General features: G+C 40.2%; 4 protein-coding genes. All 4 read left to right on the top strand.

The window, feature by feature from the left end:
* On the top strand, positions 1 to 208 hold a 208-nt coding region (locus VIP81_RS12215; protein WP_331960573.1), incomplete at its 5' end, for a hypothetical protein.
* 87 nt (positions 209 to 295) lie between these two features.
* Entirely contained in the window at positions 296 to 757 is a 462-nt protein-coding gene (locus tag VIP81_RS12210; RefSeq protein ID WP_331960570.1) for a hypothetical protein, read from the top strand.
* Positions 758 to 1,391: 634 nt separating this feature from the next.
* Positions 1,392 to 1,574, top strand: a complete 183-nt coding sequence (locus tag VIP81_RS12205) for a hypothetical protein (RefSeq protein ID WP_331960567.1) — start codon at positions 1,392 to 1,394, stop codon at positions 1,572 to 1,574.
* A gap of 116 nt (positions 1,575 to 1,690) precedes the next feature.
* A partial coding sequence (locus VIP81_RS12200) for a hypothetical protein (RefSeq protein ID WP_331960564.1) occupies positions 1,691 to 2,472 on the top strand: 782 nt, incomplete at its 3' end.

Genomic DNA, 2,472 nt, shown 5'->3' with positions numbered 1-2,472 from the left:
TTCGCTTTTACCTTGCTATAGAAACGTAGGAAATTTCAGAACACAGGGTGATAAGTGGATGGCTCATGCTATAAAGGCGTGGGCCAACTTATCTGTGTTCAGGCTTCCTACGGCCTCTATAGCGGAGAAAGTTGGTACCTGTGCCTTTTTGTTTTTAACTCTCCCGCAGGTTGTAGATAGTCTCTCAGATTTTAATGATAAGGTATAGTTAACCGGTTCTCATGACCGGTAAGGAAAACTGTTTGGCATAATCAGACCTGTAGCCCTTTTAATCATTCTTTAAAATTATGATGTTATGGAAAGTTCATTAAGCATCCTATGCGACATTACGCCCTATCCTACAAAAAACGGTTTTGCTAATCTCTGCTGGCATTCGCTCAGTAAGGTTATCGCGAGTAAAGAAGCCAACAATTGGACACCGGAGCAGCGTGATCATTTTATGTTATTCACTCAGTATTTTATTAGATGTGGAGAGGCTGTATTCATTGTAAAAGATGCACTGATCAGAGATAGTGTTACAGAGCTTAATAGTAAACTGGTTACAGAATTGGTTGAACCACTGGACTGGCTTGAAGAATTTGCATCAGACGTGGAACTAAAGGAGTTGGATGAAACAATTGATGAGTACACTGAAATCCTTCTAAACATAGAAAAGCGCATGATGGATGCCGAGGTGACAGAGTTTTTCTTCCGGATTGTCTATTCTTTAAATATTGAAGAACGGACAAGGAATGGAAGGCTTGTTAATCACCATTAAATCTTAACCCATGAAGAATTTAAAAGACGAGAACGTATTGTTTATGCTACATTCAGAGTTTACTACTGTGGCCCAGCATCTAAGAGATAGGGTTTGCGAAGAATGTAATTTCAGTGTGCCTACTTTTTATCGGAAGGTGGCCGTGCAATTCCGGCTTTAAGCAATGCTGAAAAGGATAAAATCCGGGAGATTGGAGAAGCCATTAAAGAAGAATTCAGTGCATCAATAGCAAAGATTACGGCAAAAAGTAATTTCTTTTTGTGTAACAACAATAACAACAATGGTGCTTGAATCTTCTTGCGCCATTTTTTTAAAAGTGCGATATGCAAGAAGAGGACGATAAAGGATAATGCGGCGGTACGTAGATAGGTTGCGTAGAAACAAGGTAACTTTATTTAAATTGCTACTTGTCATTACGATTTTTAGTCTGTATATTTATTGCGAACAATTGAATCGCCGATACCTATAGATTTTTTTGACCCTTTTATAAATTGTCTGTACCGATGAGAAATTTGTCATTTCGTTAACGTAGCCCTATTAATCCGGCCATTGTGACTATTCCAAATTATCATCTATGATTTTTACAAATTAGATATACCGATCGTTTTACCCCCGATTACCTAATTCGAGTACTATGAAATACATTCTCACAGTAGCAATACTGTTTTCTGTGGCCTTAAAGTCCCAATGTCAAAACATATTTCCCTCTTCTGGAAAAGTAGGAATAGGTACCAGTAATCCTACAGCATTGTTGCATGTAAATGTCGGCAATATTAAATTGACCAATCCGGCTGGTTATCCCTATGGTATCGTATAAAGTACGTTGTTTAAGTTACTCCGAAACCGCTGCCCGGTAATAATTCCTGTAGTCAAACAAATAAAATCCAATACAAGATATATCAACTGACTGAAAATCTAAGAAATCCTTGTACAATGAAGACAAAAACACTGCTCCTCCTAAGCTTTCTTTGCTACCCGGCCATTTATGTTAGCGCACAAGACGAAAAACAAAGTATTCCCCGGGTGATTGGCCCATCCCCTAACGCCGCTGCAATAGCCAAATACGGTGAGGTTCCGGTGTCGCACTATACAGGAACAGCGGACATCAGCATCCCCATATTTGAGATAAAGAGCAAAGACCTGGCAGTACCTCTACAGCTTAGTTATCATAGTGGCGGAATAAAAGTACAGGAAGAAGCATCTCTTGTTGGCTTGGGCTGGACACTCTTTACAGGTGGTGTGATATCAAGAGTTGTTAAAGGGTCCGATGACCTGGAAACCAACGGCTATGTTAATTCTTACATGCCTACCAGTGTAGGTTCCGATTATATGTATGTGCGCCCCGACAATACGACCTATAACAGGGACATTCTCTTCTTAAGCGATGCACTGAACGGCCTGGCCGACGGAGAGCCGGATATCTTCCAGTTCAGTATCAATGGCGCTTCAGGAAAATTTGTATTAAACAAAAGACCTAACATTAATACTCCCATAACCGTAACGCTCCTCTCGCAAGCAGATGTAAAGATAGAAGTAGTCCTTAACCAGACCTCCCGTATGTATGAATGGATTATTACCAATCCTGCCGGCATTAAATATTATTTTAGCACAACTGAAATTAACACAGCCAGGACCGGGGTATCAACAGAGGAGCTTCAATCGGACCTTTGGGCCAAAGATGCTACTCCTAAAGAAACTGTAACTTCCTGGTTTTT

It is taken from the genome of Chitinophaga sp. (genome assembly GCF_036566945.1).
Lineage (GTDB): Bacteria > Bacteroidota > Bacteroidia > Chitinophagales > Chitinophagaceae > Chitinophaga.
Note: the sequence above shows the minus strand (reverse complement) of the source record. Positions and strands in the feature narration are given on the sequence as shown.